General features: G+C 45.3%; 39 protein-coding genes. 5 read left to right on the plus strand and 34 right to left on the minus strand.

Features of this window, described 5'->3' with window-relative positions; all coding sequences use genetic code 11:
* Positions 1-106: 106 nt before the first annotated feature.
* The 3 genes from cysN to cobA are packed head-to-tail and all read right to left on the minus strand — an operon-like array spanning position 107 to position 3,399.
* Positions 107-1,537: a sulfate adenylyltransferase subunit CysN gene (gene cysN, locus R7Q38_RS15985; RefSeq protein WP_017820290.1), complete on the minus strand. Its 1,431-nt coding sequence runs from the start codon at positions 1,535-1,537 to the stop codon at positions 107-109.
* Positions 1,538-1,555: 18 nt separating this feature from the next.
* Positions 1,556-2,464, minus strand: a complete 909-nt coding sequence (gene cysD / locus R7Q38_RS15990) for a sulfate adenylyltransferase subunit CysD (RefSeq protein ID WP_005379592.1) — start codon at positions 2,462-2,464, stop codon at positions 1,556-1,558.
* Between the two features lie 59 nt (positions 2,465-2,523).
* Entirely contained in the window at positions 2,524-3,399 is an 876-nt protein-coding gene (cobA, locus tag R7Q38_RS15995; protein ID WP_031780800.1) for a uroporphyrinogen-III C-methyltransferase, read from the minus strand.
* 275 nt (positions 3,400-3,674) lie between these two features.
* Between cobA and cpdB the strand changes: the two genes are divergently transcribed.
* On the plus strand, positions 3,675-5,636 hold the full coding sequence (gene cpdB, locus R7Q38_RS16000; RefSeq protein ID WP_165935352.1) for a 2',3'-cyclic-nucleotide 2'-phosphodiesterase: 1,962 nt from the start codon (positions 3,675-3,677) through the stop codon (positions 5,634-5,636).
* A gap of 97 nt (positions 5,637-5,733) precedes the next feature.
* Positions 5,734-6,312, plus strand: a complete 579-nt coding sequence (locus R7Q38_RS16005) for a Crp/Fnr family transcriptional regulator (RefSeq protein WP_239938857.1) — start codon at positions 5,734-5,736, stop codon at positions 6,310-6,312.
* Positions 6,313-6,366: 54 nt separating this feature from the next.
* On the opposite strand, the gene dbpA is transcribed toward R7Q38_RS16005, so the two are convergent.
* The gene (gene dbpA, locus R7Q38_RS16010) at positions 6,367-7,746 is read right to left on the minus strand and encodes an ATP-dependent RNA helicase DbpA (protein ID WP_213869160.1); all 1,380 of its coding nucleotides are present in this window, start codon (positions 7,744-7,746) and stop codon (positions 6,367-6,369) included.
* Between the two features lie 142 nt (positions 7,747-7,888).
* Here dbpA and R7Q38_RS16015 point away from each other — a divergent pair, with 142 nt between their 5' ends.
* Positions 7,889-8,350 (plus strand): GNAT family N-acetyltransferase, encoded by a 462-nt coding sequence (locus R7Q38_RS16015; protein ID WP_132936775.1) that lies wholly within the window; start codon positions 7,889-7,891, stop codon positions 8,348-8,350.
* A gap of 91 nt (positions 8,351-8,441) precedes the next feature.
* Here R7Q38_RS16015 and R7Q38_RS16020 read toward each other — a convergent pair whose 3' ends face one another.
* Positions 8,442-9,038 (minus strand): LysM-like peptidoglycan-binding domain-containing protein, encoded by a 597-nt coding sequence (locus R7Q38_RS16020; protein WP_017820296.1) that lies wholly within the window; start codon positions 9,036-9,038, stop codon positions 8,442-8,444.
* A gap of 232 nt (positions 9,039-9,270) precedes the next feature.
* Between R7Q38_RS16020 and R7Q38_RS16025 the strand changes: the two genes are divergently transcribed.
* Positions 9,271-9,891: an FKBP-type peptidyl-prolyl cis-trans isomerase gene (locus R7Q38_RS16025; protein ID WP_005383137.1), complete on the plus strand. Its 621-nt coding sequence runs from the start codon at positions 9,271-9,273 to the stop codon at positions 9,889-9,891.
* Positions 9,892-10,044: 153 nt separating this feature from the next.
* Positions 10,045-10,524, plus strand: a complete 480-nt coding sequence (locus tag R7Q38_RS16030) for a DUF2780 domain-containing protein (RefSeq protein WP_017820297.1) — start codon at positions 10,045-10,047, stop codon at positions 10,522-10,524.
* Between the two features lie 135 nt (positions 10,525-10,659).
* Here the strand turns inward: R7Q38_RS16030 and rplQ are convergent, their stop codons facing one another.
* The 29 genes from rplQ to rpmE all read right to left on the minus strand — a co-directional run bounded on the left by rplQ (position 10,660) and on the right by rpmE (position 24,997).
* Positions 10,660-11,040 (minus strand): 50S ribosomal protein L17, encoded by a 381-nt coding sequence (gene rplQ, locus R7Q38_RS16035; protein WP_005383141.1) that lies wholly within the window; start codon positions 11,038-11,040, stop codon positions 10,660-10,662.
* A gap of 26 nt (positions 11,041-11,066) precedes the next feature.
* Entirely contained in the window at positions 11,067-12,059 is a 993-nt protein-coding gene (locus tag R7Q38_RS16040) for a DNA-directed RNA polymerase subunit alpha (protein WP_005383143.1), read from the minus strand.
* A gap of 24 nt (positions 12,060-12,083) precedes the next feature.
* On the minus strand, positions 12,084-12,704 hold the full coding sequence (gene rpsD / locus R7Q38_RS16045) for a 30S ribosomal protein S4 (RefSeq protein ID WP_005383146.1): 621 nt from the start codon (positions 12,702-12,704) through the stop codon (positions 12,084-12,086).
* Positions 12,705-12,731: 27 nt separating this feature from the next.
* Positions 12,732-13,121: a 30S ribosomal protein S11 gene (rpsK, locus tag R7Q38_RS16050; RefSeq protein WP_001118870.1), complete on the minus strand. Its 390-nt coding sequence runs from the start codon at positions 13,119-13,121 to the stop codon at positions 12,732-12,734.
* Positions 13,122-13,139: 18 nt separating this feature from the next.
* Positions 13,140-13,496, minus strand: coding sequence for a 30S ribosomal protein S13 (rpsM, locus tag R7Q38_RS16055; RefSeq protein WP_005383154.1), 357 nt, complete (start codon positions 13,494-13,496; stop codon positions 13,140-13,142).
* Between the two features lie 149 nt (positions 13,497-13,645).
* Positions 13,646-13,759 carry a 50S ribosomal protein L36 gene (gene rpmJ / locus R7Q38_RS16060; RefSeq protein WP_000868186.1) on the minus strand — a complete coding sequence of 38 codons (114 nt, stop codon included), beginning with the start codon at positions 13,757-13,759 and terminating at the stop codon, positions 13,646-13,648.
* A 38-nt stretch (positions 13,760-13,797) separates the two neighbouring features.
* The gene (gene secY / locus R7Q38_RS16065; RefSeq protein WP_005379562.1) at positions 13,798-15,132 is read right to left on the minus strand and encodes a preprotein translocase subunit SecY; all 1,335 of its coding nucleotides are present in this window, start codon (positions 15,130-15,132) and stop codon (positions 13,798-13,800) included.
* 20 nt (positions 15,133-15,152) lie between these two features.
* Positions 15,153-15,587: a 50S ribosomal protein L15 gene (gene rplO, locus R7Q38_RS16070; RefSeq protein ID WP_005383155.1), complete on the minus strand. Its 435-nt coding sequence runs from the start codon at positions 15,585-15,587 to the stop codon at positions 15,153-15,155.
* 5 nt (positions 15,588-15,592) lie between these two features.
* Positions 15,593-15,769: a 50S ribosomal protein L30 gene (gene rpmD / locus R7Q38_RS16075; protein ID WP_005379565.1), complete on the minus strand. Its 177-nt coding sequence runs from the start codon at positions 15,767-15,769 to the stop codon at positions 15,593-15,595.
* Between the two features lie 7 nt (positions 15,770-15,776).
* Complete coding sequence (gene rpsE, locus R7Q38_RS16080) at positions 15,777-16,280, minus strand: 30S ribosomal protein S5 (RefSeq protein ID WP_004745894.1); 504 nt, start codon at positions 16,278-16,280, stop codon at positions 15,777-15,779.
* A 14-nt stretch (positions 16,281-16,294) separates the two neighbouring features.
* Positions 16,295-16,648 carry a 50S ribosomal protein L18 gene (rplR, locus tag R7Q38_RS16085; protein WP_005379568.1) on the minus strand — a complete coding sequence of 118 codons (354 nt, stop codon included), beginning with the start codon at positions 16,646-16,648 and terminating at the stop codon, positions 16,295-16,297.
* Between the two features lie 9 nt (positions 16,649-16,657).
* Positions 16,658-17,191 (minus strand): 50S ribosomal protein L6, encoded by a 534-nt coding sequence (gene rplF / locus R7Q38_RS16090; RefSeq protein WP_005379570.1) that lies wholly within the window; start codon positions 17,189-17,191, stop codon positions 16,658-16,660.
* Positions 17,192-17,204: 13 nt separating this feature from the next.
* The gene (rpsH, locus tag R7Q38_RS16095) at positions 17,205-17,597 is read right to left on the minus strand and encodes a 30S ribosomal protein S8 (RefSeq protein ID WP_005379572.1); all 393 of its coding nucleotides are present in this window, start codon (positions 17,595-17,597) and stop codon (positions 17,205-17,207) included.
* A gap of 29 nt (positions 17,598-17,626) precedes the next feature.
* Positions 17,627-17,932: a 30S ribosomal protein S14 gene (gene rpsN, locus R7Q38_RS16100; RefSeq protein ID WP_004410442.1), complete on the minus strand. Its 306-nt coding sequence runs from the start codon at positions 17,930-17,932 to the stop codon at positions 17,627-17,629.
* 17 nt (positions 17,933-17,949) lie between these two features.
* Positions 17,950-18,489, minus strand: coding sequence for a 50S ribosomal protein L5 (gene rplE / locus R7Q38_RS16105; RefSeq protein ID WP_005379573.1), 540 nt, complete (start codon positions 18,487-18,489; stop codon positions 17,950-17,952).
* Between the two features lie 23 nt (positions 18,490-18,512).
* Positions 18,513-18,830 (minus strand): 50S ribosomal protein L24, encoded by a 318-nt coding sequence (rplX, locus tag R7Q38_RS16110; RefSeq protein WP_005379574.1) that lies wholly within the window; start codon positions 18,828-18,830, stop codon positions 18,513-18,515.
* A gap of 13 nt (positions 18,831-18,843) precedes the next feature.
* Positions 18,844-19,215, minus strand: a complete 372-nt coding sequence (gene rplN / locus R7Q38_RS16115) for a 50S ribosomal protein L14 (protein ID WP_004410450.1) — start codon at positions 19,213-19,215, stop codon at positions 18,844-18,846.
* A gap of 162 nt (positions 19,216-19,377) precedes the next feature.
* Positions 19,378-19,632, minus strand: coding sequence for a 30S ribosomal protein S17 (gene rpsQ / locus R7Q38_RS16120; RefSeq protein WP_005379575.1), 255 nt, complete (start codon positions 19,630-19,632; stop codon positions 19,378-19,380).
* Positions 19,632-19,823 carry a 50S ribosomal protein L29 gene (rpmC, locus tag R7Q38_RS16125; RefSeq protein WP_005379576.1) on the minus strand — a complete coding sequence of 64 codons (192 nt, stop codon included), beginning with the start codon at positions 19,821-19,823 and terminating at the stop codon, positions 19,632-19,634. Before rpmC ends, rpsQ begins: the two co-directional genes overlap by 1 nt.
* Positions 19,823-20,233: a 50S ribosomal protein L16 gene (gene rplP / locus R7Q38_RS16130; RefSeq protein WP_005379577.1), complete on the minus strand. Its 411-nt coding sequence runs from the start codon at positions 20,231-20,233 to the stop codon at positions 19,823-19,825. Before rplP ends, rpmC begins: the two co-directional genes overlap by 1 nt.
* 11 nt (positions 20,234-20,244) lie before the next feature.
* On the minus strand, positions 20,245-20,943 hold the full coding sequence (gene rpsC, locus R7Q38_RS16135; RefSeq protein ID WP_005383161.1) for a 30S ribosomal protein S3: 699 nt from the start codon (positions 20,941-20,943) through the stop codon (positions 20,245-20,247).
* 18 nt (positions 20,944-20,961) lie between these two features.
* Positions 20,962-21,294, minus strand: coding sequence for a 50S ribosomal protein L22 (rplV, locus tag R7Q38_RS16140; RefSeq protein ID WP_005383164.1), 333 nt, complete (start codon positions 21,292-21,294; stop codon positions 20,962-20,964).
* 10 nt (positions 21,295-21,304) lie between these two features.
* Positions 21,305-21,583 (minus strand): 30S ribosomal protein S19, encoded by a 279-nt coding sequence (gene rpsS / locus R7Q38_RS16145; RefSeq protein WP_004394525.1) that lies wholly within the window; start codon positions 21,581-21,583, stop codon positions 21,305-21,307.
* A 21-nt stretch (positions 21,584-21,604) separates the two neighbouring features.
* Positions 21,605-22,429, minus strand: coding sequence for a 50S ribosomal protein L2 (gene rplB, locus R7Q38_RS16150; RefSeq protein ID WP_005383168.1), 825 nt, complete (start codon positions 22,427-22,429; stop codon positions 21,605-21,607).
* A 15-nt stretch (positions 22,430-22,444) separates the two neighbouring features.
* Entirely contained in the window at positions 22,445-22,747 is a 303-nt protein-coding gene (gene rplW, locus R7Q38_RS16155) for a 50S ribosomal protein L23 (RefSeq protein ID WP_004398471.1), read from the minus strand.
* The gene (gene rplD / locus R7Q38_RS16160; protein WP_005379556.1) at positions 22,744-23,346 is read right to left on the minus strand and encodes a 50S ribosomal protein L4; all 603 of its coding nucleotides are present in this window, start codon (positions 23,344-23,346) and stop codon (positions 22,744-22,746) included. Before rplD ends, rplW begins: the two co-directional genes overlap by 4 nt.
* 17 nt (positions 23,347-23,363) lie before the next feature.
* On the minus strand, positions 23,364-23,993 hold the full coding sequence (gene rplC / locus R7Q38_RS16165) for a 50S ribosomal protein L3 (protein WP_005379555.1): 630 nt from the start codon (positions 23,991-23,993) through the stop codon (positions 23,364-23,366).
* Positions 23,994-24,007: 14 nt separating this feature from the next.
* Positions 24,008-24,319, minus strand: coding sequence for a 30S ribosomal protein S10 (gene rpsJ, locus R7Q38_RS16170; RefSeq protein ID WP_004410492.1), 312 nt, complete (start codon positions 24,317-24,319; stop codon positions 24,008-24,010).
* Positions 24,320-24,775: 456 nt separating this feature from the next.
* Positions 24,776-24,997 (minus strand): 50S ribosomal protein L31, encoded by a 222-nt coding sequence (gene rpmE / locus R7Q38_RS16175; RefSeq protein ID WP_005379546.1) that lies wholly within the window; start codon positions 24,995-24,997, stop codon positions 24,776-24,778.
* Positions 24,998-25,073: the final 76 nt, after the last annotated feature.

Raw genomic sequence — 25,073 nt, forward strand, 5'->3', positions numbered from 1 at the left:
CTGGTATTAGGAGAATACCTAACGACATTTCGCAATTCAGTTAGGTAGCGACACCCCAAGTACAACAGCAAACAGTGCCTGAAATTATCGTACTTGGGTGAGCCAGTTACTTTTTCAGAAACTGGCTGACGTCTTTTGCTTCCCAGTGTGGGAAGTGTTTACGGACAAGCGCATTAAGCTCAACTTCAAACGCAGAGATGCCCGTCAAATCGCGCTCAACCACGGCGAGGCTCTCTTTAACCATGCCAGCACCAACCGTCACGTTTGTCAGACGATCGATAATGATAAAGCCACCGGTATCTGCACAGTCTTGATAATTGTCCAGCGCGACTGACTCATTAAGAGACCATTCACACAAACCAATACCATTCAATGGCAGCTCTGCCGAGCTATGAGTCGAGAGATTATTAATGTCATATTGATGACGAATCGCTTCAACATGACCTACGGTTTTCTTACCTGCGATTTTGATGTCATAGTCACGACCCGGTTGCAGGGGTTGCTCTGTCATCCATACCACATCGGCAAGCAAATGGTTTGTTGTTTCCACTTGAGCATTATCTAGAACAATCAAATCGCCACGGCTAATATCGATCTCATCGCTTAGCGTCAGAGTGACAGCTAATCCGGCACGAGCTTCTTCGATATCACCATCAAATGTCACAATACGTGCCACAGTTGACGTTTTACCCGATGGCAATGCTTTAATGGCATCACCGACTTTGATCGAACCAGAAGAAATGGTCCCCGCAAAACCACGGAAATCGAGGTTAGGACGATTAACGTATTGCACAGGGAAGCGGAATTCACCCGCGCCTTTTTCTTGATCCACATCGACCGTTTCAAGAAGCTCAAGCAATGATGGGCCTTTAAACCAAGTCAGGTTTTGGCCTTTATCCACCACATTGTCCCCTTCAAGCGCTGAGATCGGGATGATTTGAATATCAATATCCCCTGTCAGATTCTCAGAGAACTTCAAATACTCGTCGCGGATCTCTTCAAAGCGCTCTTGCGAGTAATCCACTAAGTCCATCTTGTTGATCGCCACAACAAAGTGCTTCAAGCCCAACAGGTTGGAAATGAAAGAGTGACGACGAGTTTGATCGAGAATGCCCTTACGTGCATCAACCAGAATCACAGCTAAGTCACATGTCGATGCACCTGTAGCCATGTTACGTGTGTACTGCTCGTGTCCAGGAGTATCTGCAATGATGAATTTACGTTTCTGCGTCGAGAAATAGCGGTAAGCCACATCAATCGTGATCCCCTGCTCACGCTCAGCTTGTAAGCCATCGACCAACAACGCAAGGTCAGGCTTTTCACCCGTGGTACCCACACGTTGGCTGTCTGAGTGCACTGCCGCTAGCTGATCTTCATAAATTTGTTTTGAGTCATGGAGTAAGCGACCGATTAATGTACTTTTACCGTCATCCACCGAGCCACAAGTCAAGAATCTAAGTAACGACTTGTACTGGTGTTGTGTTAAATAGCCTTCGATACCAAGCTCGGCTAATTGAGCTTCAACTGCACTGTTCATTATCTTTCCTTAGATCCTTTAGAAGTAACCTTGACGTTTCTTAAGCTCCATCGATCCTGACTGATCGTGGTCGATCGCTCGGCCTTGGCGCTCACTCGACGTTGCCACCAGCATCTCTTCGATAATGCCAGTTAAAGTGTTTGCTTCAGACTCGATGGCCCCGGTCAATGGATAACAACCAAGGGTACGGAAGCGCACGCTCTTCTCTTCAATCACTTCACCCGGTTGAAGCTCCATACGATCATCATCCACCATGATCAGCATGCCATCGCGTTCAACAACTGGGCGTTTGTCCGCGAGGTAAAGCGGCACGATCTCGATGTTTTCTAAATAGATGTATTGCCAGATATCAAGCTCAGTCCAGTTAGACAGTGGGAATACACGAATGCTCTCACCCTTATTAACCTGACCGTTGTACGTCTTCCATAGCTCAGGACGTTGGTTTTTAGGGTCCCATGTATGGTTCTTATCGCGGAATGAATACACGCGCTCTTTCGCCCGTGATTTCTCTTCGTCGCGGCGCGCACCACCAAAGGCAGCATCAAAACCGTACTTGTTCAGCGCTTGTTTTAAGCCTTGAGTCTTCATGATGTCAGTGTGCTTAGAAGAACCATGAACAAACGGGCTACAGCCCATGGCTAGACCTTCTGGATTCTTATGTACCAAAAGCTCAAAACCGTATTTGGCCGCGGTGCGATCACGAAATTCAATCATCTCGCGGAACTTCCAATCGGTGTCAACATGCAGCAATGGAAATGGAATCTTACCTGGGTAAAAAGCTTTACGCGCAAGGTGCAGCATCACTGATGAGTCTTTACCAATCGAATACATCATGACTGGGTTATCAAACTCAGCCGCAACTTCACGGATGATGTGGATACTCTCCGCTTCGAGTTGTTTAAGGTGAGTTAAACGTTGTTGGTCCATGTTTTGTATTTCCTTTTTAAGCTTGAAGGCGCATTACGTCTCTAATCTTTGGTCTGAAATTATATGGAGTTGGCAATAGCACTTTTGTTGAATTCAGTACTAGACAAAAACCAGTCTAACTTTTGAGACAGTCGCACTACCTCTCCGACAACAATCAAAGATGGCGACTGTGCTTCCTTCGATAAATCAGAGAGTTGGGAGAGTTCTCCCGTAAATACTTTTTGTTGAATCTGCGTGCCACGCTCAATAATGGCAATCGGAGTCGACGCTGAACGACCATGCTTAATGAGTTGATTCTGAATATAGTGTGATTTCATCAGCCCCATGTAGATCACTAAAGTCTGATTCCCACGCGCCAACGTGGACCAATCCATCTCATCACTTTCTTCTTTCAAGTGGCCAGTCACAAAGATGGCCGATTGCGCATAATCACGATGAGTCAGTGGAATACCAGCATAAGCGGTTGCGCCAGCTGCTGCGGTAATGCCAGGGACAACTTGAAAACGAACGCCGGCATCAGCAAGCACTTCTAACTCTTCACCACCACGACCGAATACAAACGGATCCCCACCTTTAATGCGCACTACTTTGTAGCCCTGCTTGGCAAAATCCACCAAAAGCTGATTCGTCTTCTCCTGCGGCACACTGTGATGCCCAGCTCGCTTCCCAACGCACACCAAAATCGTATCGCTTGGAATCAATGCCATGATTTCTTCAGACACCAAGTAGTCGTACAAAACCACATCAGCTTGCTGCAAGCAGTTCAGTGCTTTCACCGTCAGAAGTTCAGGATCGCCTGGTCCTGCACCTACTAAGGCGACTTCACCAGGCTGTAGCGATTGCTTTGCAAAACGAGTAACACCAGCGACTGGGTTGTCAGAAACTAACCGGGGCTTTGGTTTAGGAAAAGAAGTGACTGAATCGTTCGTTGCCATGTGCTTGCTCATCGTCCATTGATATCGTTATGCAAGCATTATGGCGGGGCGTTTATATTACCTGAAATTCTAAAATTTCATTTTTTATTCAAAAATCTGCTAAGAAGTTTTTGTTTGGTCTCATTCAAAAGCGTGAAAAAGTCGGCGGTTAATATGAATAAGGTTCAGTAAACTGATTAATGTTCACAGTTTTCTGTATCTTTATCATCGAGTTGCATCTGTGTTTGATACATTACGCAGTACGATTTCCCCTTATCATTGAATTGGAGCACCAAATGAAAGTGGCAGTTCATCCTATTTCCCTCGCAGTATTAAGTGGCATGCTAACGCTTGCTGGCCCAACAATGGCCGATACCATCAAGCTTCGTATTATCGAAACCACCGACATTCACACCAACGTGATGGATTACGATTACTACAAAGACCAACCATTACAGCAAATCGGTTTAAGTCGCGCAGCGACAATAGTGAAACAAGCTAAGTCCGAGACAGAAAACACGGTACTAGTAGATAACGGTGATTTAATTCAGGGCAGCCCAATGGGCGATTACATGGCGGCAAAGGGGATTAATCCTGGCGACGTGCACCCAGTCTACAAAGCGATGAACCAGCTAGACTACGATGTGGGCAACATTGGCAATCATGAGTTCAACTATGGCTTAGATTTCCTACAAACGACGTTGAAGGGTGCAAACTTCCCTTACATCAATGCAAACGTATTTGATAAACAAACCGGTGAGCATTACTTCAAGCCTTACCTCATCAAAACTCACACATTTAAAGACACAAACGGCGAAGCGCATCAAATAAAAGTGGGTTACATCGGCTTTGTACCACCACAAATTATGGTTTGGGATAAGAAGAACTTAGAAGGCAAAGTCTTTGCTAAAGACATTAAGGAAACAGCAGAGAAACTGATTCCTCAAATGAAGAAAGAAGGCGCAGACGTGATTGTGGCGATTCCACACTCGGGCATTTCTACTGATCCATACAAACTAGGCGCTGAAAACTCTGTTTACTACCTCACAGAAGTTGAAGGTATTGATGCGATTGCTTTTGGTCACTCTCACGCCGTCTTCCCAGGGAAAGACTTCGCAAACCTACCTGGTGTTGATATAAATAAAGGGACCATCAATGGTGTAACGTCCGTGATGCCGGGCCGCTGGGGAAGTCACGTAGGTGTGATGGATTTGATGCTGAAAGAGAAAGACGGCAGATGGCAAGTCGTCGAAGGCCAAGCAGAAGCACGCCCTATCTTCGATAAAGTAAATAAGAAGTCATTAGCTAAAGCCGATGCAGATATTGTGAAAGCGTTAGAAGAAGATCACAAAGGCACTCGTGAATTTGTAAACCAACCAATCGGCAAAGCAAATGATGTCATGTACAGCTTCTTGGCATTAGTGCAGGACGACCCCACCATTCAAATCGTTAACCTTGCTCAGAAAGACTACGTAGAACGCTTTATTCAAGGCGACCCAGACCTTTCTGACATTCCAGTACTGAGTGCGGCAGCACCATTTAAAGTCGGCGGTCGTAAGAACGATCCGAATAACTTTACAGAAGTAGAATCCGGTCAGCTCACCTTCCGTAATGCGGCCGATCTTTACTTATATCCAAACACCTTGGTTGCGATGAAAGTGAAAGGTAAAGAAGTTCGCGAATGGCTAGAGTGCAGTGCGGGTCAATTCAACCACATCGACATCAACAATCCTAAACCGCAATCTTTGATTGATTGGGATAATTTCCGTACTTACAACTTCGATGTTATTGATGGGGTTAACTACCAAATCGACGTTACCCAACCGCCGAAGTACGATGCGGATTGTAAAGTGATTAATCCAGATTCTCAGCGTATTGTGAACCTGACGTTCAATGGTAAGCCTGTCAATCCGAAGCAAGATTTCATCATCGCAACCAATAACTACCGTGCTTATAGCAATACTTTCCCTGGTACAGGCCCAGATTTCATTGCGTTTGACGCACCAGATGAAAACCGCTCTGTCGTCGCCACTTATATTTCTCGCGTGAGTGAAGAAAAAGGAGAAGTGACACCAAGCGCTGACAACAACTGGTCTTTCGCACCGATTAAGTCCGATAACAAGCTAGATATTCGTTTCGAAACCTCCCCTAGCGATAAAGCGGCGCAGTTCATCAAAGAGAAAGGACAATACCCAATGAAACGCGTGTCAACAGACGACATTGGTTTCGCAATTTATCAAATCGATCTGAATAAATAAGGTTGATTTGACAGCAACACTAAGCGGCTCTCATGAGCCGCTTTTTTGTTATCAATAAAACCCGTTAAAATAAAGAAAACCGTTTCCGAGTTATCACATGCACAGCGATCTTTTTTTAGACTTAGTCAATCATGGCTTTTTAGAGACAGAAGCAAACCAACTTATTGAAAATGGTGAGTTGCTCGAACTGCCTACACGCCACATTCTTAATCACCAAGGAGAGTTGAGCTCACACCTTTACTTCATCATTGGGGGGTTATGCCACGCAAGCTATCTCACGGAGCACGGCAAAGAATTCAGTAAAGAATTTTATTGGGAGAAGGACTGGGTTATCGGGTTTGAGAGCATAATAAAGGACCAACCTTCGCCTTACTTATTGGAAACGCTGAGCGCTTGTCAGCTATTTTGCTTGCCAATTGAAACGTTGCATCACTGGCGAGCAGAAAAGCACGCCATTTACTTAAAGCTACTCGAAAACCAACTGGTTAATAAAGAGAATAAAGAACGCTTTATGTTGCTCTACTCTCCAGAGGAACGATATCAATTATTTTGCGCTCATTACCCAGATTTAAAGCAACGTATTACCGATAGTCAAATTGCGGCCTACCTGGGCATTACGCCAATCAGTTTGAGTCGAATCAAAGCACGCTTAACCAAAGATCACACTCTCAAATAAACTCAAAAAAGAAAAAAGCTCTTCAAACGAAGAGCTTTTTCTCTGCTATTTGAGCTATTTAAGAATTCGCGCCCGGAACTGGCGCCCTTTCATCTTGCCGTTACTAATGGTTTGTAGAGCCTTTTTAGCCACAGATTTTTCGACGGCAACATAAGCGCGCACAGGGAACAGGTGAATCTTTCCGACTTGAGAGCCTGAAATACCATTTTTTCCTGTCAAACAACCTAAAATATCACCCGGTCGTACTTTCTGTTTCTTACCGCCATCAATGTTAATCGTCACCATCTTCGCTTGGTATGGCTGCTGATTTGATTTGGCAGGCAATGTTGCTGGTACCACGTCCATCTCTAGGTATTCTTCAATACGAGCTACACGTAAACCGTCTTTCTCACCAAAAAAGCTGAACGCTAAACCTTTACTACCCGCACGACCTGTACGACCAATACGGTGCACATGAACCTCAGGATCGCGCGATAGCTCAAAGTTAAAGACAGCATCAAGATTATCAACGTCCAAACCACGCGCCGCAACGTCTGTTGCAACAAGGATAGACACACTCTTGTTAGCAAACTGCACCAATGCTTGGTCGCGTTCACGCTGCTCTAAGTCCCCATGGATATCGATAACGCTGAATCCTTTGTGATGCAACTCATCTGCGACACTTTGCACTTCTTTTTTGGTATTACAAAAAACAACCGCGGACTCTGGTTGGTGAGTCAGCAGCAAATTCGCCAATGCTTCATCACGCGCTTCCGAGCCTTCAACTTTATAGAAGTACTGCGCAATGCTTGAAGTATCATGCGTCGATTCCACCTTAATCACTTCCGGTGTCTGCATTATACGCTGCGCAATTTGCTCAATTTTTTCTGGAAAAGTAGCACTGAAAAGTAGAGTTTGACGCTGCTTTGGCGCTGCATCGATGATTGCATCTAATGCGTCTTGGAAACCCATGTCCAACATGCGATCAGCTTCATCTAGCACCAAGGTATTCAGTTCGCTAAGATCAATTCGGCCTTTTTCAAGGTGATCCAAAATACGACCAGGAGTACCAACTAGGATATGCGCACCATGCTCTAACGAACCAATTTGTGGCCCCATAGGCATCCCACCGCAGAGAGTAAGCACTTTAATATTATGAATGCCGCGACCTAAAGTACGAATTTCCTTCGCTACTTGATCTGCAAGCTCACGTGTTGGACACAATACTAATGACTGGACACGAAAGCGTTTGACGTTGAGGTTCGATAAAACCCCTAAACCAAATGCAGCGGTTTTACCTGAGCCCGTTTTACCCTGCCCGATGACATCACGATGTTTTAGGATTGCAGGCAAGCTCAAAGCTTGAATTGGCGTCATGTGGGTATAGTTCAGGGAATCAAGTGTGGCGAGTAACGCTGGGTTAAGCCCAACTTGATCGAATGTTTGTTTGCTCACGGGGATATCCTCAGGTGAGATGGAAAGAGGGCACATTATCACCAGATTTGGTGGGAAAACCAGTGCTAATTAACCTTTGTTAATGAGTATGAGCTCAAAACAAAGTAAAGTCAGTCACTCTATTCTCATTACGGATAACAACATGCTCACTTGGATTACTTTGCCCTTTGCTCAGCTAACAACCACGCAGCTGTATGAAATGATGAAATTGCGTGTGGATGTATTCGTTGTTGAACAAACCTGCCCTTACCCTGAACTTGATGGTAAGGACACGCTGGAAGGCGTTTATCATCTAATAGGCTATCACGGTGATGAACTGGTTGCTTGCGCAAGAATACTGCCCGCAGGCACTACGTATGACAATGTGAGTATTGGTCGAGTGGTGACAAAGCAGACCGCGCGAGGCGGTGGCTTAGGTCATAAATTATTGGACAAGGCCTTGGCACAATGCGAAACATTATGGCCAGGACAGACAATAGATATAGGTGCTCAAGAACACCTCATCCAGTTTTATGCTAGTCATGGATTCAAGGTTATCTCAGAGTGCTATCTTGAAGATGGTATCCCTCATGTGGATATGCGGAAAGAATCCGTAGCGCTATAAGCTTCAACTCGATTGGTTACTATGAAAACTAATCGCTATGAAAAACTAACTAAAAAGACGCGATATCTTCGCGTCTTTTCATTTGAAGCGTTTACTTGTTACGTCCAAAGGTCCCATCCGATAAACGGAAAAACATAACGGACCGCCCGCTTTTTTCCAGCTGTAGCATATCTAACTCACCTTCGTCACTAAGCTTAAAGCGAATCAATTGTCCCTGCTTTATTTGGCTTAGCGGCTTATCACTGCCTTCTATTTTGACCAGAGCGCTAAGATCCGCCATAGAGAGCTGATTACTTCTGAAAACCTGCGCTAATGTATCACCATTTTTAACCGTGTACTCTTTCCAGTCTTCAGATTTCGGTCCAGAGTTCTGAGAGGTTCTCTGCTGGCTTAAACTCTGCGCGTTCAGCTCAATCGCTACGCGTTGATGATCGACCTCAGTCTGCTCAACTGGTTGATCTGTTTTATTAGGCAAAGGAATAACAAGGAGTACCAGAATCAATGGCACTAAGACCATCAAAGCACGCTGGTGAAATTTAGGCAGACGCAACCAAAACTGCTTAACAGGCTGTATACGCTCCAACCATTGCTCTTTGTTGAACGGCTGCTTCCAGTCGATAGCAGCGAATTTTTGTTTAACCAATTCGACATAGTCGACTTGCTGCTTTTTCTTTCTGCGACGATTCATTGTAATGAGTCCCTTAATACTTCTACGGCCAGTATAAAAATACCGACGCGGAGAGTATATGTTTTTCACCAAACTAAAATGGAATTGGGATTAAATTAGCAGAAATTTCACTTGGAGTAAGAGATAAGTCACAACCTGGTCGCCTCAATTAAGCATTCAGTCGCAATCATTTAAACCTAAGCTCGAAACTGATATCCTGTTACCTTTATCACTCCTAATAAGAGCGACATTCATGTCTGAAATTAAATTTGAAACTGCAGAACAAAAAGCAAGCTACGGCATTGGTCTGCAAATGGGTCAGCAACTTGCAGGCTCTGGTCTTGAAGGTCTTAGCGTTGATGCTATCGCAGCAGGTATTGCAACAGCACTAACTGGTGACATGCCATCAATCGAAATTGATGAAATCAACAAAGCACTACAAGAACTTCACACTCGTGCAGAAACAGCTCGCCAAGAAGCAGCAAAAATTGCGGCAGCAGAAGGCGAAGCGTTCCTAAAAGACAACGCTCTACGACCTGAAGTTAACGTTCTAGACTCTGGTCTTCAGTACGAAATCATTTCTGAAGGTACTGGTGCAGTTCCTACAGCAGAAAGCTCAGTTCGCGTTCACTACCACGGTGAGCTAACTGACGGTACTGTATTCGATAGCTCTGTATCTCGCGGTCAACCTGCTGAATTCCCTGTTACAGGTGTGATCAAAGGTTGGGTAGAGGCACTACAACTAATGCCTGTTGGCTCTAAGTGGAAGCTATACGTACCACAAGATCTTGCGTACGGTGAGCGTGGCGCTGGTGCGGCTATCCCTCCATTTGCAGCTTTAGTTTTCGAAGTAGAACTATTAGATATTATCTAATTGAAACCATTTTCAATTATGATTAAATAAAACGGCGCACTAGCGCCGTTTTTTTGTCTAAACTGAATAGACTTTCTCACCTCTGAACCTTTCACTCTGATAGCCTTTAAAAATAAAATCACTTTTAAAAAACGCTCAACCTTTGGAGGTACTATGCGTAAAACACTCCTAACTCTAGCACTCCTATCAATCAACATTGGTAGTGCGCACGCATTCTTAGATTCAGTCACTCAAAAAAGTAAAGAAAGTGGTCTGATGGACATGGTCGGCAGCAGCTTGAACACCGAGTCATCTCCATTAACAGACATGCTAACTAGCCAATTACCAGTATCCACTGAGCAAGCAGCCGGAGGCAGTGGTGCGCTACTCGCTTTGGCTCAAAGCCAGCTTTCGCAAGAAAATAGTAGTGAATTACAGTCTTTGATTCCTGGACTTTCAAACTTGCAAGGGGCACAAAGCTTACTAGGAAATATTGAGAATATCAGTGCAGTAAAAAGTGCATTCGATACGTTAGGTTTAGACCCATCTATGATCAGTCAGTTTGCTCCAGTAATCTTGGATTACTTGAACAAGCAAGGCGCTAGCGAAGGGCTTCTAAGTTCGTTGGGCGGGTTGTGGAATACTAGTAAATAAGCGTAAGTGATAATCACTTTTTAAATTGCCAGTCTTCATGGGTTGAAATAAATGCAGGCTGGATATAAAGGTTTACTGAATTACAGATACAAAAAAGCCGAGCTAATGCTCGGCTTTCTCGTTCTTACGAACTGATTACTCAGCAGCTTCTTCAGCAGCTGGGCGATCTACAAGCTCAATGTAAGCCATTGGAGCTTTATCACCAGCACGGAAGCCAGCTTTTAGGATACGAGTGTAACCGCCCTGACGAGCAGCAAAACGTGGACCTAGTTCGTTAAATAGTTTTGCAACTACTTCGTTGTCACGAGTACGTGCAAATGCTAGACGACGGTTAGCAACACTGTCAGTCTTAGCTAGTGTAATCAAAGGCTCAACTACGCGACGTAGCTCTTTTGCTTTTGGCAAAGTAGTCTTGATAACTTCATGACGTACTAGAGAGCTAGCCATGTTGCTGAACATCGCTTTGCGATGTGAGCTGTTGCGGTTGAGTTGACGACCACTCTTACGATGGCGCATGACCTAATCCTTCTAACTAGTATCGATTAATCTTCAGCGATTGATGCAGGTGGCCAGTTTTCTAGGCGCATTCCCAGAGACAGACCACGTGACGCAAGTACGTCTTTAATCTCAGTAAGAGATTTTTTACCAAGGTTAGGCGTTTTAAGTAGCTCAACCTCAGTACGTTGTACTAGATCACCGATGTAGTGAATCGCTTCTGCTTTCAGACAGTTAGCAGAGCGAACTGTTAGTTCAAGATCGTCTACAGGACGCAGTAGGATCGGATCGAATTCTGGCTTCTCTTCCTTCTCCTCAGGAACTCGTACATCACGAAGATCTACGAATGCATCCAATTGTTCAGCTAGGATTGTAGCTGCACGACGGATTGCTTCCTCAGGTTCTAGAGTACCGTTTGTTTCCATATCGATAACAAGCTTGTCTAGATCAGTACGCTGTTCTACACGAGCTGCTTCTACAGCGTAGGCAATTTTGTCTACTGGGCTGTAAGTAGCATCTACTAGTAGGCGACCGATAGGACGCTCGTCTTCTTCGTTATGGATACGCGCAGAAGCTGGAACATAACCACGACCACGTTCAACTTTGATACGCATTGCGATCTCAGCGTTGTCATCCGTTAGGTGACAAATTACGTGTTCAGGGTTAGCGATCTCTACATCACCATCATGGGTGATGTCACCTGCAACCACAGGGCCCGAGCCTGATTTGTTCAAAGTAATGAACACTTCATCTTTGCCTTCGGCAACGCGCACAGCCAAACCTTTAAGGTTTAGAAGAATTTCAAGAATATCTTCTTGAACGCCTTCTTTCGTGCTGTACTCATGAAGTACGCCTTCAATTTCTACTTCTGTTACAGCACAACCTGGCATAGAAGATAGAAGGATGCGGCGAAGTGCATTACCCAGAGTATGACCAAAGCCACGCTCTAATGGCTCAAGAGTTACTTTTGCGTGAGTCGAGCTGATTTGTTCGATGTCAACTAGACGTGGCTTAAGAAATTCTGTTACAGAACCCTGCATTGTGTCCTCTCTTTAGTTTAAACCTTACTTAGAGTAAAGCTCGACGATCAATTGTTCGTTGATGTCAGCTGATAGATCAGAACGCTCAGGCATACGCTTGAATGTACCTTCCATCTTGCCACCATCTACTTCAATCCAAGTTGGTTTTTCACGTTGTTCAGCAACTTCTAGAGCTGCTTTGATACGAGCTTGCTGTTTAGCTTTCTCGCGAATAGAAACAACGTCATTAGCCGCTACTTTGAAAGAAGGAACGTTTACAACTTTACCGTTTACTAGGATAGCTTTGTGGCTAACTAGCTGACGTGCTTCTGCGCGAGTTGCGCCAAAGCCCATGCGGTAAACTACGTTATCAAGACGACCTTCAAGAAGCTGAAGTAGGTTTTCACCAGTGTTGCCTTTTAGGCGAGCAGCTTCTTTGTAGTAGTTACGGAATTGTTTTTCTAGAACGCCGTACATACGACGTACTTTTTGCTTCTCACGAAGCTGAACGCCATACTCAGATAGACGACCGCGACGAGCGCCGTGTACACCTGGTGCGTTATCAATTTTACACTTGGTATCGATCGCGCGAACACCAGACTTAAGGAATAAGTCAGTGCCTTCACGACGGCTAAGCTTCAGCTTAGGACCCAAATATCTTGCCATGATTCTTCTCCAATTGTCCTAGAAACGTTATACGCGACGTTTCTTAGGTGGACGACAACCGTTATGAGGGATTGGTGTAGCATCAACGATGTTTGTGATGCGGAAACCAGCGGCGTTTAGTGCACGAACAGTAGATTCGCGACCTGGACCAGGACCCTTAACCATAACTTCCAAGTTCTTTAGGCCGTATTCTTTAGCCATTTCAGCACAACGCTCAGCAGCAACCTGTGCAGCGAACGGAGTAGACTTACGAGAACCACGGAAACCAGAACCACCTGCAGTAGCCCATGCAAGAGCGTTACCTTGACGGTCAGTAATGGTTACGATTGTGTTATTGAAAGAAGCATGGATGTGCGCAACGCCATCTGCAACTTGCTTGCGTACGCGCTTACGAGCGCGAGTTGGTTGTTTAGCCATTGTACTCTACCTTCCCGATTATTTCTTGATCGGCTTACGCGGACCCTTACGGGTGCGAGCGTTGGTTTTAGTACGCTGTCCACGTAGTGGTAGACTGCGACGATGACGAAGACCACGGTAACAGCCAAGGTCCATAAGACGCTTGATGTTCATAGATACTTCACGACGTAGATCACCTTCTACAGTGTACTTAGCTACACCATCACGCAGTTGATCGATCTGCTCTTCAGTTAGTTCACTGATCTTAACATTTTCAGCAATACCCACTTCAGCTAGGATAGCTTGAGAGCGAGTTTTACCGATGCCGTAGATCGCTGTTAGAGCGATTACTGCATGTTTCTGATCAGGAATGTTAATGCCTGCTATACGGGCCATTATTCACTCCTAAGTGTTTCTATAAAAGAATTAGCCGCAGCAAAGCCCGTTATGGATACGCTGCGGAATACTACTTCTTTTGCACGCAAAAGGTAGGCCGAGGAATATACTCGACCCAACCTTCATTTTCAAGTAAAAATTTCTGCTAATTAGCCTTGGCGCTGTTTGTGCTTTGGCTCACTGCAAATCACGCGAACGACACCGTTACGCTTGATTACTTTACAGTTACGGCAGATTTTTTTAACGGAAGCACGAACTTTCATTGCTAAACTCCGTAAATGAAACTGAGTCTACCGCCGGATTAACGGCCGTAGCCTTTCAGATTCGCTTTCTTCAACACAGAATCATACTGTTGAGACATCAGATGAGTCTGTACCTGTGCCATAAAGTCCATAATTACAACAACTACGATTAGTAGCGATGTACCGCCGAAGTAGAAACGTACGTTCCACGCGACCATCATGAACTCGGGAATCAGACAGATAAAGGTAATGTACAGTGCACCAGCAAGGGTTAAACGTGTCATTACTTTATCAATGTATTTCGCTGTCTGCTCACCTGGGCGGATACCGGGTACGAATGCACCAGACTTCTTCAAGTTATCTGCTGTTTCACGCGGGTTGAAAACCAACGCCGTGTAGAAGAAACAGAAGAAGATAATTGCTGCTGCATAAAGCATTACATACAACGGTTGACCAGGGCTAAGAGCCAAAGACACGTCAGTTAACCAACCGAACGCGCTGCTCTCACCGTTTTGACCAAACCACTGAGCCAATGTTCCTGGGAACAAGATAATACTTGATGCAAAAATCGCTGGAATTACACCTGCCATGTTAATTTTAAGAGGCAAGTGCGAGCTTTGCGCAGCAAACACTTTACGACCCTGTTGACGTTTCGCATAGTTAACGACGATTCGGCGTTGACCACGTTCCATGAAAACAACGAAGTAAATTACTGCAAAAGCTAATACCGCGATTAGCAACAGAAGAAGTACATGCAATTCACCTTGACGCGCTTGCTCGATTGTTTGACCGATTGCAGAAGGCAATCCAGCAACAATACCTGCAAAAATCAGTATCGAAATACCGTTACCAATTCCGCGCTCTGTAATTTGTTCACCTAACCACATCAAGAACATGGTACCGGTTACTAAACTTACGGTAGCAATTAGCGTAAACATGGTTTGGTTGATAACAACCAGATTGTCGACCATGTTTGGTAGGCCAGTTGCAATACCTATAGCTTGGAAGGTTGCAAGTACAAGCGTGCCGTAGCGTGTGTATTGGCTTATCTTACGACGGCCTGCTTCACCCTCTTTTTTGAGTTCAGCTAACGCTGGATGAACTACAGTTAGCAATTGGACAACAATAGATGCCGAAATATACGGCATGATGCCCAATGCTAATATAGATGCACGCTCAAGAGCACCACCGGAGAACATGTTAAACATTTCAACGATGGTACCTTTTTGCTGTTCGAACAAATCGGCAAGTACAGCAGCGTCAATACCAGGAATCGGCACAAAAGAGCCGGCTCGGAATACTAAAAGTGCACCAATTACGAATAACAAGCGCGACTTTAGTTCACTTAAGCCGCTCTGAGCACTACGAAAATCTTGTCCTGGTTTCTTAGCCATCTGTACCTCGTTCCTCGAGATTATTCCTCGATTTTACCGCCTGCAGCTTCGATTGCAGCTTTAGCGCCTTTAGTCACACGTAGACCTTTAACAGTCACTGCTTTGTTGATTTCACCAGAAAGAACAACTTTTACAAATTCGATGTTCTTAGTGATGATGTTAGCAGCTTTAAGACTGTTTAGATCAACTACGTCACCAGAAACTTTCGCTAGCTCAGCTAGACGAACTTCAGCAGACACTAGGCTCTTACGAGAAGTGAAACCGAATTTTGGTAGACGTTGTTTCAGAGGCATCTGACCGCCTTCGAAACCTGGACGAACACTGCCGCCAGAACGTGATTTTTGACCTTTGTGACCACGGCCACCAGTTTTACCTAGGCCTGAACCGATACCACGACCTACTCGCTTCGCAGAAGTTTTCGCGCCAGCAGCCGGTGCTAGAGTATTCAAACGCATTCTGATTACTCCTCAACTTTAACCATGTAGTAAACCTTGTTGATCATACCGCGAATACACGGAGTATCTTCAAGTTCTACTGTGTGGTTGATTTTACGAAGACCTAGACCGCGCAAAGTAGCTTTGTGCTTTGGCAGACGACCAATTGAGCTTTTAGTTTGAGTTACTTTAATAGTTGCCATGGTGTTCTTACTCCGAAATAGATTCAACAGTTAGACCACGTTTAGCAGCAACCATTTCTGGTGACTTCATGCTACCTAGTGCATCGATCGTTGCACGAACGATGTTGATAGGGTTCGTAGAACCGTACGCTTTAGATAGTACGTTGTGTACACCAGCAACTTCTAGTACTGCACGCATCGCACCACCTGCGATAACACCAGTACCTTCTGCAGCAGGCTGCATGTAAACTTTAGAGCCCGAATGGCGACCTTTCACTGGGTGGTGAAGAGTGCCTTCGTTTAGAGCGATCGTAGTCATGTTACGACGCGCTTTTTCCATTGCTTTTTGAATCGCTGCAGGTACTTCACGAGCTTTGCCGTAACCGAAACCTACACGACCGTTACCGTCACCAACTACTGTTAGTGCAGTGAAGCTCATGATTCGACCACCTTTAACCGTTTTAGAAACACGGTTAACTGCGATTAGCTTTTCTTGCAAATCATTCGCTTGAACTTGTTGTTCTTTAGCCATCTTCCAACCCTACCTTAGAATTTCAGACCAGCTTCGCGAGCAGATTCTGCTAGCGCCGCTACTCGACCGTGGTATTGGAAACCAGAACGATCAAATGCAACTGCAGTTACGCCCTTCTCTAGAGCGCGCTCAGCAATAGCTTTACCCACTGCTTTAGCTGCATCAACGTTACCAGTGTATTTCACTTGCTCACGGATCGCTTTTTCTACAGTAGAAGCTGCTGCGATAACCTCAGAGCCGTTAGCCGCGATAACCTGTGCGTACACGTGACGAGGAGTACGGTGTACAACTAGGCGAGTCGCACCCAGTTCTGCAATCTTACGACGTGCACGTGTAGCACGACGGATGCGAGATGCTTTCTTATCCATAGTGTTACCTTACTTCTTCTTAGCTTCTTTAGTACGCACATTTTCATCTGCGTAACGAACACCTTTGCCTTTGTATGGCTCAGGCTCACGGTAAGAACGAATGTCAGCCGCAACTTGACCAACTAGTTGCTTGTCAGCACCAGTGATCACGATTTCAGTTTGGCTTGGACATTCAGCTTTAATACCCGCTGGCAACTCGTGCTCAACTGGGTGTGAGAAGCCTAGTGTTAGACCTACAGCGTTGCCTTTGATAGCAGCACGGTAACCTACACCTTTAAGAGTTAGCTTCTTAGTAAAGCCTTCAGTAACACCAACAACCATGTTGTTAACTAGAGCGCGAGCAGTACCTGCTTGAGCCCATGCGTTAGCAACACCTTCTTTAGGACCGAAAGTCAGGTTATTTTCTTCCTGAGCGATTACAACTGCGTTGTTAAGAACGCGAGTTAGTTCGCCTTTCGCACCTTTTACAGTGATTTCTTGGCCGTTTAGTTTCACCTCTACGCCAGCTGGAATAGCGACAGGTGCTTTTGCAACACGAGACATAGTCTACTCCTTATTAAGCTACGTAAGCGATGATTTCACCACCAAGACCTGCTTTACGTGCAGCGCGGTCTGACATAAGACCCTTGGAAGTAGAAACGATAGCAATACCAAGACCACCCATTACAGAAGGAAGTTCATCTTTCTTCTTGTAAACACGTAGACCTGGACGAGAAACACGTTTAAGTTGCTCGATTACTGGTTTAGCTTGGAAGTACTTAAGTGTAACTTCTAGCTCAGGTTTTGCTTCGCCTTCAACAGCGAAGTCAACGATGTAACCTTCAGCTTTTAGTAGTGCAGCAATTGCAACTTTAAGCTTTGAAGAAGGCATTTTTACAGCAACTTTGTTTGCTGCCTGACCGTTACGAACGCGGGTCAGCATATCCGAAATCGGATCTTGCATGCTCATATGATTTACTCCAAATGATTAAGTGGCAATTACCAGCTAGCCTTACGAAGACCCGGAATCTCGCCTTTCATGCAAGCTTCACGAACCTTAATACGGCTTAGACCGAACTTACGTAGGTAACCGTGTGGACGACCAGTTTGGTTGCAACGGTTGCGCTGACGTGATGCACTTGAATCACGTGGAAGAGATTGCAGTGTAAGAACCGCGTTCCAACGATCTTCTTCAGATGCGTTTACATCGCTGATGATAGCTTTTAGCGCTGCACGCTTTTCAGCGAACTTAGCTACTAGCTTCGCACGTTTTGCTTCACGTGCTTTCATTGAATTTTTAGCCATAACAGTAACCCTTCACCTTACTTACGGAATGGGAAGTTAAAGGCAGCCAGCAGAGCACGGCCTTCCTCATCAGTACCAGCAGACGTCGTAATAGTGATGTCTAGACCGCGTACTCGATCAACTTTATCAAAGTCGATTTCCGGGAAGATGATTTGCTCGCGAACGCCCATGCTGTAGTTACCGCGACCGTCAAAAGACTTAGCGCTAACACCACGGAAGTCACGTACACGTGGAAGAGCGATGTTAATTAAACGCTCAAGAAAATCCCACATACGTTCGCCACGCAAGGTTACTTTACAACCGATAGGGTAGCCTTCACGGATTTTGAAACCTGCAACAGATTTGCGCGCTTTTGTGATAAGTGGCTTTTGACCAGAGATCGTTGCCATATCAGACGCTGCATTTTCTAGCAGTTTCTTATCGTTGATTGCTTCACCAACACCCATGTTTAGGGTGATTTTCTCGATTCTAGGGACTTGCATGACGCTTGTGTAACCGAACTGTTTGGTCAGTTCAGCGACTACAGACGACTTGTAGTAATCATGCAGTTTCGCCATAGTAGAACTCCAAATTACTTCTATTAGTTAGAAACGGTTTCGCCGTTAGACTTGAAGAAACGAACTTTTTTGCCGTCTTCAAAACGGAAACCGATACGGTCAGCTTTACCAGTAGCTGCGTTAAAGATAGCCACGTTAGAAACGTCGATAGCTGCTTCTTGCTCTACGATACCGCCTTGGATACCCATAGCTGGAACAGGTTTCTGATGTTTCTTAACTAGGTTGATACCTTCAACGATAACTTTACCAGTTGCTAGAACCTTAGTTACTTTACCTTTCTTGCCTTTGTCTTTACCAGCAAGAACGATTACTTCGTCATTACGACGGATTTTAGCTGCCATTTCTACGTGCTCCTTACAGAACTTCTGGAGCCAGTGAAACGATCTTCATGAACTTATCGCCACGAAGTTCGCGTGTCACAGGACCAAAGATACGTGTACCGATTGGTTGCTCAGTATTGTCGTTTAGCAATACGCAAGCATTTCGGTCGAAGCGAATGACAGAACCGTCAGGACGACGTACGCCTTTACGGGTGCGCACTACCACCGCCTTCAGAACATCACCTTTTTTAACTTTACCGCGAGGGATTGCTTCCTTCACAGTAACTTTGATGACGTCACCGATATGTGCATAACGGCGGTGAGAGCCACCCAGAACCTTAATACACATTACGCTGCGTGCGCCTGAGTTATCAGCTGCGTCCAGCATACTTTGCATTTGGATCATGTTAGTGCTCCGCTAAATATTAATAACTAGACCCATCACGGGTCGGGCTGCCTCTTTAAAAGGGACGCGAATTGTACCACCCTTTTTTGTGATTGGGTAGTCAAAAAATAAACGGCTCCAAAAATATTTTGGAGCCGCTTTAGTTTCATAGAATTAACGAGATTAAATCTTCGCCTTTTCTAGAACTTTTACCAAAGTCCAAGACTTAGTCTTAGACAGTGGACGACACTCTGCGATTTCAACTGTGTCGCCTAGGCCACACTCGTTGTTCTCGTCATGTGCGTGTACTTTAGTCGTACGTTTTACGTATTTACCGTAGATTGGGTGTTTTACGAAACGTTCGATAGCAACAGTGATAGACTTGTCCATCTTGTCGCTAACAACACGACCTTGTTGAGTACGTTTTACTTCGCTCATTATGCGCCTGCCTTCTCAGTCAAAACAGTTTTCACACGTGCGATATCACGGCGTACAGCTTTCAGAGTATGAGTTTGCTGTAGTTGACCAGTCGCAGCTTGCATGCGCAAGTTGAACTGTTCGCGTAGCAAATTCATTAGCTCAGCGTTAAGCTCTTCAACGCTTTTCTCGCGTAGATCTTGTGCTTTCATCACATCACCTGCTTAGTTACAAATGTAGTTTTGAAAGGCAGTTTACGTGCCGCAAGACGGAACGCTTCACGTGCCAATTCTTCAGGTACACCACCCATTTCGTACATAACCTTACCAGGTTGGATTTGGGCTACCCAGTACTCAACGTTACCTTTACCCTTACCTTGACGAACTTCAAGTGGTTTTTCTGTGATTGGTTTGTCTGGGAACACACGGATCCAGATTTTACCTTGACGCTTAACGTGACGTGTCATTGCACGACGTGCCGCTTCGATTTGACGAGCAGTTAGACGACCACGGCCAACAGCTTTAAGACCGAATTCGCCGAAGCTTACATCAGTACCTTTAGCTAGACCACGGTTACGACCAGTCTGAACCTTACGGAACTTAGTACGTTTAGGTTGTAGCATCTGTCGACTCCTTACTTACGGCCTTTACGCTGCTTCTTAGGCTTGTCGCCTTTAGGCTCTACAGCGTTAGCTGCTGGCATACCACCTAGGATTTCACCTTTGAAGATCCAAGTTTTAATGCCGATCACACCGTATTGAGTGTGAGCCGAAGAAGTTGCGTAATCAATGTCAGCACGTAGAGTGTGTAGAGGCACACGGCCTTCACGGTACCACTCTGAACGTGCGATTTCAGCGCCGCCTAGACGACCGCTTACTTCCACTTTGATACCTTTAGCGCCTAGGCGCATTGCGTTTTGTACTGCGCGCTTCATAGCACGACGGAACATAACACGACGCTCTAGCTGAGACGCGATGCTATCACCAACAAGTTGCGCATCTAGTTCAGGCTTACGTACTTCAGCGATGTTAATTTGCGCTGGTACACCTGCAATTTTAGCTACAGCTGCGCGTAGCTTCTCAACGTCTTCACCTTTCTTACCGATAACAACGCCTGGACGAGCAGTGTGAATAGTCACACGGATGCTCTTAGCAGGACGCTCGATAACGATACGTGATAGAGACGCTTTTTTCAGTTCACTTGTAAGGAACTGACGTACCTTGAAGTCGCCGTCTAGGTTGTCAGCGAAATCTTTGGTGTTAGCAAACCATGTAGCATTCCAAGGCTTAACGATGCCTAGACGAATACCATTTGGATGTACTTTTTGACCCATTGCTTACTCTCCTAGTCTCTAGCGATCTGCTACAACAACAGTGATGTGGCTTGAACGCTTCAAGATACGATCCGCACGACCTTTAGCACGAGGCATAATACGCTTCATGGTTGGGCCTTCATCTACAAAGATTTTTGCGACATTCAGATCGTCAATATCTGCACCTTCGTTGTGCTCCGCGTTAGCGATAGCAGACTCTAGAACTTTCTTAACTAGTGCAGCAGCTTTTTTGTTGCTGAACGTTAGGATTTCTAGAGCTTGGTCAACAGATTTACCACGGATTAGATCCGCAACTAAGCGAGCTTTCTGAGGCGAAATGCGAGCAAAGTTATGTTTAGCAATTGCTTCCATTATCTACTCCTTAGCGCTTCTTAGCTTTCTTATCCGCAGCGTGACCGCGGTAAGTGCGTGTTGGTGCGAATTCACCCAGTTTGTGACCGATCATTTCATCAGTTACAAATACTGGTACGTGCTGACGACCATTATGGACAGCGATGGTCAAACCGATCATCGTAGGGATGATCATTGAACGACGGGACCAAGTCTTAATAGGCTTTTTGTCTCCGCTTTCCACCGCTTTCTCTACCTTCTTCAGCAAGTGTAGGTCAATAAAAGGACCTTTCTTGAGAGAACGTGGCATGGCGATTCCTCTTTATATAGATTACTTGTTACGACGACGTACGATGTACTTGTCAGTGCGTTTGTTCTTACGAGTCTTGAAGCCTTTAGTAGGCATACCCCAAGGAGATACTGGGTGACGACCACCAGAAGTACGGCCTTCACCACCACCATGTGGGTGGTCAATCGGGTTCATTACAACACCACGAACCGTTGGACGGATACCGCGATGACGTGATGCACCTGCTTTACCAAGTTCACGTAGCATGTGCTCAGAGTTACCAACTTCACCGATTGTTGCACGGCCTTCAGAAAGAACTTTGCGCATCTCGCCAGAACGTAGACGGATAGTTACGTACGCACCGTCGCGAGCAACGATTTGAGCGTAAGCACCAGCCGAACGAGCTAGCTGACCACCTTTACCAGGCTTAAGTTCAACGTTATGTACTGTTGAACCTACTGGGATATTACGCATTGGTAGAGTGTTACCAGCTTTGATTGGTGCATCAACACCAGACTGAATAACATCACCAGCTACAACACCTTTAGGTGCTAGGATGTAGCGACGCTCACCGTCTTTGTAAAGAACTAGAGCAATGTTTGCGCTACGGTTTGGATCGTATTCAAGACGCTCAACTGTCGCTGGAATACCATCTTTAGTACGTTTGAAGTCAACTACACGGTAGTGGTGCTTGTGACCACCGCCGATGTGACGTACTGTGATACGACCCTTGTTGTTACGACCACCGTTCTTAGAGTTTTTCTCTAGAAGAGGTGCGTATGGCTTGCCCTTGTGTAGGTCAGCGTTAACAACTTTAACAACGTGACGACGACCAGGGGAAGTCGGCTTACATTTAACAATAGCCATTTTTAACTACTCCTGTTATTCCGCGCCGCCAACGAAGTCAAGATCTTGACCTTCTTTCAAAGTAACGTACGCTTTCTTAACGTCGCTGCGGCGACCTTGGCGTAGACCTTGACGTTTGGTCTTACCCTTAGTGATAAGAGTATTTACAGACTTAACTTCAACTTCAAATAGCTTTTCTACAGCTGCTTTGATCTCTTTTTTAGTCGCATCTTTAGCTACTTTGAAAACGATAGTGTTCGCTTTCTCAGCTGCCATAGTTGCTTTTTCAGAGATGTGCGGTGCACGTAGAACTTTTAGGATACGCTCTTCAGTGATCATGCTAGCATTTCCTCTACTTGCTTAACTGCTTCTGCAGTCATTACAACTTTGTCAAACGCGATTAGAGATACTGGATCGATACCAGCAACATCACGTGCGTCAACTTTGTATAGGTTACGAGCAGCTAGGAATAGATTCTCATCTACTTCGCTAGTCACGATTAGAGCGTCAGTTAGCTCAAGCTCTTTAAGCTTAGCAACTAGCTCTTTAGTCTTTGGTGCTTCAACTGAGAAGTTATCAACAACGATTAGACGCTCTTGACGAACAAGCTCAGAAAGAATGCTCTTCATAGCACCACGGTACATTTTTTTGTTTACTTTTTGGCTGTGATCTTGTGGTTTCGCAGCAAAAGTAACACCACCTGTACGCCAGATTGGGCTACGGATTGTACCAGCACGCGCACGGCCAGTACCTTTTTGACGCCATGGCTTAGCGCCACCGCCAGAAACTTCTGAACGTGTTTTTTGAGCACGAGTACCTTGACGAGCACCTGCTGCGTACGCAACAACTACTTGGTGTACAAGAGCTTCGTTAAACTCACGTCCGAAAGTAGTTTCGGAAACAGTTAGTGCATCGGCACCTTTAACCATTAGTTCCATTACTTACTCCTGAGACGTTATGCTTTAACAGCTGGTTTAACGATCACGTTGCCGCCAGTTGCGCCTGGGACTGCACCTTTAATAAGAAGCAGGTTGCGCTCAGCGTCAACACGTACGATCTCTAGGTTTTGAGTCGTTACACGCTCAGCACCCATGTGACCTGCCATTTTCTTGCCTTTAAATACGCGACCTGGAGTCTGACATTGACCGATAGAACCAGGAGCACGGTGAGACAATGAGTTACCGTGAGTCATATCTTGAGTACGGAAGTTCCAACGCTTAACAGCGCCTTGGAAACCTTTACCCTTAGATGTACCAGTAACGTCTACTTTCTTAGTTTCGTTGAATAGTTCAACAGTTAGTTCTGAACCAACTTCGAACTCTTCGCCGTTTTCTAAACGGAATTCCCAAAGACCGCGACCAGCTTCAACGCCAGCTTTAGCAAAGTGACCTGCTTCAGCTTTGTTTACACGGTTAGCTTTCTTAGAACCAGCTGTAACCTGGATTGCTGCGTAGCCGTCAGTTTCAAGAGTTTTCACTTGAGAAACACGGTTAGCTTCAACCTCAACAACTGTTACTGGGATAGAAACGCCTTCTTCAGTAAATACGCGGGTCATGCCCACTTTACGACCGATTAGACCAATCATACTTCTAATCTCCCTTAACCTAGGCTAATTTGAACGTCAACGCCCGCAGCAAGGTCTAGACGCATTAGAGCATCAACAGTCTTGTCTGTTGGCTCAACGATGTCGATTAGACGCTTGTGAGTACGGATTTCGTACTGGTCACGTGCTTTCTTGTTAACGTGTGGAGAGATAAGAACTGTGAAACGCTCTTTACGAGTTGGCAGTGGGATTGGACCACGAACCTGTGCGCCAGTGCGCTTAGCTGTTTCAACGATTTCCGCTGTAGAAGCATCGATTAGTTTGTAATCGAAAGCTTTTAGGCGGATACGGATACGTTGGTTCTGCATGAGACAGAGCTCCAAATTTAATAAATTACACAAACAATATCGCCACTCAAACTCGTCAAGACGAGAGAATGCCGATTGATTTATGTGAAACCGTAGCATCCAAGATTAGGACGCATTGTCAGTTAATTTTCGATTAACTATCCCTATATGCCAAAGTCACCTTTGAGGATAGTTTTTCCGAAGAAAAGATAGCTAATTGTATTAACCGCGAACATAAGCTGAGTATACATTACCTCGCAAATCCTTAGATTTGCTCGCTCCTCACTGCTCATTGGTTCACAACTGGCTTAACCAGTGCGCTGCATTATACAGATCACACTTTAGGTTGCAAGCGCTGAGTGAAAAATAATCGGGAATATTCCAAACCCCATACATTCCTCTTCGCTTGGTAGCCATTAAAACAAAAAGGACGCCGAAGCGTCCTTTTCTAAACTGTAATCGTAATAGCGGCTGCTATTATTTCTTACCGCTTGATAGTGCACCGAAACGCTTGTTGAAGCGATCAACACGGCCGCCTGTATCAACGATACGTTGCTTACCAGTGTAGAATGGGTGACACTTGTCACATACGTCTAGGTGGATAGACTCTTTACCTAGAGTAGAGTTGAACTCAAAAGAGTTGCCGCAAGAACAAGTCGCTTTTACTGCTTTGTATTCTGGGTGGATACCAGCTTTCATGGGATAACCTCAATAGTAGGCCGTGTCGCTATACGAATCTAAGCCGCACACCACACGCAATTAATAATAAAATGGG

The sequence above is a fragment of the Vibrio sp. Vb0598 genome (genome assembly GCF_033338935.1).
Lineage (GTDB): Bacteria > Pseudomonadota > Gammaproteobacteria > Enterobacterales > Vibrionaceae > Vibrio > Vibrio alginolyticus.

What these genes read in the sequence shown, in the direction of transcription:
- rplE (WP_005379573.1), bottom strand. Translation starts at nt 18,489, where the DNA reads ATGGCGAAACTGCATGATTACTACAAGTCGTCTGTAGTCGCTGAACTG.
- rplR (WP_005379568.1), bottom strand. Translation starts at nt 16,648, where the DNA reads ATGGATAAGAAAGCATCTCGCATCCGTCGTGCTACACGTGCACGTCGT.
- rplP (WP_005379577.1), bottom strand. Translation starts at nt 20,233, where the DNA reads ATGCTACAACCTAAACGTACTAAGTTCCGTAAGGTTCAGACTGGTCGT.
- rplV (WP_005383164.1), bottom strand. Translation starts at nt 21,294, where the DNA reads ATGGAAGCAATTGCTAAACATAACTTTGCTCGCATTTCGCCTCAGAAA.
- rpsE (WP_004745894.1), bottom strand. Translation starts at nt 16,280, where the DNA reads ATGGCTAAAGAACAACAAGTTCAAGCGAATGATTTGCAAGAAAAGCTA.
- rpmE (WP_005379546.1), bottom strand. Translation starts at nt 24,997, where the DNA reads ATGAAAGCTGGTATCCACCCAGAATACAAAGCAGTAAAAGCGACTTGT.
- rplX (WP_005379574.1), bottom strand. Translation starts at nt 18,830, where the DNA reads ATGGCAGCTAAAATCCGTCGTAATGACGAAGTAATCGTTCTTGCTGGT.
- rpsS (WP_004394525.1), bottom strand. Translation starts at nt 21,583, where the DNA reads ATGCCACGTTCTCTCAAGAAAGGTCCTTTTATTGACCTACACTTGCTG.
- rplF (WP_005379570.1), bottom strand. Translation starts at nt 17,191, where the DNA reads ATGTCTCGTGTTGCAAAAGCACCTGTCGCTATTCCAGCTGGCGTAGAG.
- R7Q38_RS16030 (WP_017820297.1), top strand. Translation starts at nt 10,045, where the DNA reads ATGCGTAAAACACTCCTAACTCTAGCACTCCTATCAATCAACATTGGT.
- rplC (WP_005379555.1), bottom strand. Translation starts at nt 23,993, where the DNA reads ATGATTGGTCTAATCGGTCGTAAAGTGGGCATGACCCGCGTATTTACT.
- cpdB (WP_165935352.1), top strand. Translation starts at nt 3,675, where the DNA reads ATGAAAGTGGCAGTTCATCCTATTTCCCTCGCAGTATTAAGTGGCATG.
- rpsM (WP_005383154.1), bottom strand. Translation starts at nt 13,496, where the DNA reads ATGGCCCGTATAGCAGGCATTAACATTCCTGATCAGAAACATGCAGTA.
- R7Q38_RS16020 (WP_017820296.1), bottom strand. Translation starts at nt 9,038, where the DNA reads ATGAATCGTCGCAGAAAGAAAAAGCAGCAAGTCGACTATGTCGAATTG.
- rpmD (WP_005379565.1), bottom strand. Translation starts at nt 15,769, where the DNA reads ATGGCAACTATTAAAGTAACTCAAACTAAAAGCTCAATTGGTCGTCTG.
- R7Q38_RS16005 (WP_239938857.1), top strand. Translation starts at nt 5,734, where the DNA reads ATGCACAGCGATCTTTTTTTAGACTTAGTCAATCATGGCTTTTTAGAG.
- rplW (WP_004398471.1), bottom strand. Translation starts at nt 22,747, where the DNA reads ATGATCACTGAAGAGCGTATCCTAAAAGTTCTACGTGCACCGCACATC.
- rplO (WP_005383155.1), bottom strand. Translation starts at nt 15,587, where the DNA reads ATGCGTTTGAATACTCTAGCACCGGCTGCTGGCGCGAAAACTTCTGCG.
- R7Q38_RS16025 (WP_005383137.1), top strand. Translation starts at nt 9,271, where the DNA reads ATGTCTGAAATTAAATTTGAAACTGCAGAACAAAAAGCAAGCTACGGC.
- cobA (WP_031780800.1), bottom strand. Translation starts at nt 3,399, where the DNA reads ATGGCAACGAACGATTCAGTCACTTCTTTTCCTAAACCAAAGCCCCGG.
- rplD (WP_005379556.1), bottom strand. Translation starts at nt 23,346, where the DNA reads ATGGAACTAATGGTTAAAGGTGCCGATGCACTAACTGTTTCCGAAACT.
- secY (WP_005379562.1), bottom strand. Translation starts at nt 15,132, where the DNA reads ATGGCTAAGAAACCAGGACAAGATTTTCGTAGTGCTCAGAGCGGCTTA.
- rpmC (WP_005379576.1), bottom strand. Translation starts at nt 19,823, where the DNA reads ATGAAAGCACAAGATCTACGCGAGAAAAGCGTTGAAGAGCTTAACGCT.
- cysD (WP_005379592.1), bottom strand. Translation starts at nt 2,464, where the DNA reads ATGGACCAACAACGTTTAACTCACCTTAAACAACTCGAAGCGGAGAGT.
- rpsN (WP_004410442.1), bottom strand. Translation starts at nt 17,932, where the DNA reads ATGGCTAAAAATTCAATGAAAGCACGTGAAGCAAAACGTGCGAAGCTA.
- rplN (WP_004410450.1), bottom strand. Translation starts at nt 19,215, where the DNA reads ATGATCCAAATGCAAAGTATGCTGGACGCAGCTGATAACTCAGGCGCA.
- R7Q38_RS16040 (WP_005383143.1), bottom strand. Translation starts at nt 12,059, where the DNA reads ATGCAGGGTTCTGTAACAGAATTTCTTAAGCCACGTCTAGTTGACATC.
- R7Q38_RS16015 (WP_132936775.1), top strand. Translation starts at nt 7,889, where the DNA reads ATGCTCACTTGGATTACTTTGCCCTTTGCTCAGCTAACAACCACGCAG.
- rpsQ (WP_005379575.1), bottom strand. Translation starts at nt 19,632, where the DNA reads ATGAGCGAAGTAAAACGTACTCAACAAGGTCGTGTTGTTAGCGACAAG.
- rpmJ (WP_000868186.1), bottom strand. Translation starts at nt 13,759, where the DNA reads ATGAAAGTTCGTGCTTCCGTTAAAAAAATCTGCCGTAACTGTAAAGTA.
- rpsD (WP_005383146.1), bottom strand. Translation starts at nt 12,704, where the DNA reads ATGGCAAGATATTTGGGTCCTAAGCTGAAGCTTAGCCGTCGTGAAGGC.
- rpsC (WP_005383161.1), bottom strand. Translation starts at nt 20,943, where the DNA reads ATGGGTCAAAAAGTACATCCAAATGGTATTCGTCTAGGCATCGTTAAG.
- rpsJ (WP_004410492.1), bottom strand. Translation starts at nt 24,319, where the DNA reads ATGCAGAACCAACGTATCCGTATCCGCCTAAAAGCTTTCGATTACAAA.
- cysN (WP_017820290.1), bottom strand. Translation starts at nt 1,537, where the DNA reads ATGAACAGTGCAGTTGAAGCTCAATTAGCCGAGCTTGGTATCGAAGGC.
- rplB (WP_005383168.1), bottom strand. Translation starts at nt 22,429, where the DNA reads ATGGCTATTGTTAAATGTAAGCCGACTTCCCCTGGTCGTCGTCACGTT.
- rpsH (WP_005379572.1), bottom strand. Translation starts at nt 17,597, where the DNA reads ATGAGCATGCAAGATCCGATTTCGGATATGCTGACCCGCGTTCGTAAC.
- rplQ (WP_005383141.1), bottom strand. Translation starts at nt 11,040, where the DNA reads ATGCGCCATCGTAAGAGTGGTCGTCAACTCAACCGCAACAGCTCACAT.
- rpsK (WP_001118870.1), bottom strand. Translation starts at nt 13,121, where the DNA reads ATGGCTAAACAACCAACTCGCGCTCGTAAGCGCGTACGCAAGCAAGTT.